3 protein-coding genes are annotated in these 2,959 nt (G+C 53.1%); 1 reads left to right on the top strand and 2 read right to left on the bottom strand.

From position 1 onward, the window contains the following. Positions 1–523: 523 nt before the first annotated feature. Positions 524–979: a hypothetical protein gene (locus tag ACR0BU_RS24605; protein ID WP_480739558.1), complete on the bottom strand. Its 456-nt coding sequence runs from the start codon at positions 977–979 to the stop codon at positions 524–526. Beyond that, positions 972–1,241, bottom strand: a complete 270-nt coding sequence (locus ACR0BU_RS24600) for a hypothetical protein (protein WP_480739556.1) — start codon at positions 1,239–1,241, stop codon at positions 972–974. The genes ACR0BU_RS24605 and ACR0BU_RS24600 overlap by 8 nt, the downstream gene beginning before the upstream one ends. Positions 1,242–1,910: 669 nt before the next feature. Between ACR0BU_RS24600 and ACR0BU_RS24595 the strand changes: the two genes are divergently transcribed. Further along, positions 1,911–2,177 (top strand): hypothetical protein, encoded by a 267-nt coding sequence (locus ACR0BU_RS24595; protein WP_480739555.1) that lies wholly within the window; start codon positions 1,911–1,913, stop codon positions 2,175–2,177. The last annotated feature ends 782 nt before the right edge of the window (positions 2,178–2,959 follow it).

Below are 2,959 nucleotides of genomic sequence, written 5' to 3'. Positions count from 1 at the left end.
GGATCCCAACGTGCACTCGCCCCCTCTGACACCACTGAGCTAATGTGGATTATGGGACCACACAAGTGCCGGGCCCAGGAAGCCAACCTGAACGGCGTTTTGCATCGACACATCCATATCCAATACTCCGGTCCGCCATGTCCTCCCACAATGATAACCCGAGTTGACGTGGGGCTATCGCCCATCGCACCAAAACGCTGGACCAAGGCGTAGCTCAGTTTAAGGCACCACTCGCCGACGATACCAAGATCCAGAATGCCCCGTACTTGGGACAAATAGCTCCTTATCTTTACGCTCTAGATCACAGGCACTCGCTTGGCTGATAGAGGTTTTCAAGTGGCTGAACCGCCCGGATCCGGGAACCGTCGGCTCGAAAAACAGGGCCGCGACCAGAGGCGTGAGCTCCTTGTCGACCTCCTCAACAAGAAGCTAGTTCACGACCCGCAGTTAAAACAAACAACCGAAGTTGCGGTGGACTTCTCATACTGCATGTTTAGCGATGTGCTAATCAGTTTTCGGACTCTTACATTCGGAGGCGTGATACCAGAATTGTTGGAGCGTGTTCTATAGCAAGATCTTCGTGGGCTACGCGAGCAAATGTCGAACCATCAAAAGGCTTAGGGTTTTCAGACATTGCTTTCTCCAACACGAATATAACCCCAAGCCTGAATGCAAAGTTCGTCAGTTTTTGCCCGAAGAAAATCCTATCCAAAAACAATATTACTTTCAATCTGACGGCGATCTCGGCTTTGCATAGGCTGAGAGGTGCAAACACCTTTTTGGGTCCCAAATGGCGATCACGTGTTGACTCGATACAGTACCCCTCATTCAGCTCGTACCAAACCTGACGACTGCCTTCTTCCACGGCAAAATCAAACAACGAATTGCCGAAACAGTACTGATCCAATAAAAACGGAATTCTGACAGTGTTGGCGTATTCGGCAATCCAGCGAGTTGATGGAGGGAAAGCATCAGTCATTGTTCGCGCCCGAGCTGGATGATTGTTGCGAATTACCTTGGGTCGTCGATTGCCCCTTTGAAACCAAGACACCCCAATTCAATAACGTTACGATCGACAAAAGCCATAGAAACAAAGGCGATGGCATCGTGAAATGGATCAGCCGCTTCGAATACTCGCTGAACCCATGCGCATCAACTACCGCTTGAGCAAAGGCGGCCAAAAGGAAATACAATCCAACGGTACAGACAACCATGGCAAAGATCTCTGTGAAACTAGCCACGTACTTTTCTATCCATTATTTTCTAAGCGACTCGCACATAACGCTACACGACAGCCCAAGGCTGTCATTGGCTGTACGTCTCAATCTTAACAACCTTTGAGAGAGGTCTCTGCGCCCTGCGTGAGTGAGCTCCCAGGCTTTGGTAAATCTGCTCGTTGTTTGGCGTAAGGAATGAGCCGTGTTTTGTTCGGGTTCTGGGATGACGATCGTCATGACGGTTGCGGTAGGTGCCGACTGAGATTTTGGTTTGCGACGAGAATCTGGCTGACGATGCGGTGTACCAAGAGGACCGGGTCCGACGGGAGTTGATTAATGCCCATGAGCGAGCCCTTGTGGCCTTCGCGCCGCCTTCTGGCATGCGCCGCGCTCGGAATGGCAGTGGCTTCCTAGCGCTTGTCCTTAATTGGCTTCTGCCTCTGATCCGGAAGGTAACACCGGAGTAAAATTGTCTCTTTGGGTGGAGGCGCGCCTGTATTGCCAAAAAAAGCACATCTAAATGTCGAGATACAATCAGGGTTGGATCTGAAATCATCGCCCTGCATTAGGTCGATTTCTCGCCGTATATCGCTGGGGGGAGCAAACAGTGATTTCTCCTGGACGATTCAGGGCGCGCTTTAACGGGCATGGCGCAGGAACCGTATTGCAGAATGCACAACGAGCTATGTGGCGATGACGGCGGCAACAAAGGCTGGAATCCGCATCGGGGCGGGTGTGGCCGAGAACATTGAAACTGGTGTCACGGTGTTTGGTAGGAAGCGCGGGATTGCTGTATTCGGAACCACCGATCAGGTCGCCTCGCCATGCCCAGGACCGGTGCCATCCTCAATGCAGGCTGGATTTTCGCTGATCGAGACGGCATCTTTGAACTGTTCAACACCGTTGCGCTTGAGGCTGGCATATCGTTATCGGCGCACCGTGCACCAGGCGCACAGTTGATCCACCATCTCTTTCTTATGCAACCAACACGCCTGGAAATACTGGCTTCAATGGATCGTCTCATGCAACACCTGTATTTGCACGTCTCCCCGAACCATGCGTTTGAGCCTGTCCGCAATATGTTCGGGCGACCAACTGCGACGCAGATTAAAAAGATACTGCGTGGGCCAACACCGGGTTGCATGCTTCGGGGCGCAAGGCACGATCTCATGCCGCCTGTACCGAAGCTGCCGCCGGATAGGCAATGCGGCGGCCATTGCGCAGGATCTCACGGCTGATCGCCGAAGATGTGCGGCCCAATTGAAATGCGATGGAGAGCAAAGATCCGCCTGTCCTGAGATCACGTGATACCTCTTTTAGTTCGCCAAAGACCAGAACCCGTTTGTTTCGCGTTCGACCCGGCGAACGGTTGCCACCGGTCGGTAAATTGGCGGAAAACACAGACTAGGACTATCGCGCTTGAGGACGGCACTGGTAAACACCTAGGCCGCACTCCCACCTGCTCCCACGACGTTCACGAGCGCCGTTATAGGATGATCACTTACGTGTTCTTCTAACCCGGGCGGTTCAGTCACTAAACCGCCTCTCTCGGCCAAGCGACTGCCTCTGGTCCAGAGCGCAAGGATAGGGAGCTATTTGCTCCAAGAGCGGAGCATTCTGGCTCTAAGTGCCGCCCGCGGGTAGCGCCTGCGGCAGGGTTGACGCAAACCAGTTTCAATGAGGTCGTGCGGGTAGCCTTCATTCTGTTTCGCGGGAGGGATGCAAGCCCGCCAGAAACGTTT

The sequence above is a fragment of the Ruegeria sp. CK2 genome (assembly GCF_056536585.1).
Note: the sequence above shows the minus strand (reverse complement) of the source record. Positions and strands in the feature narration are given on the sequence as shown.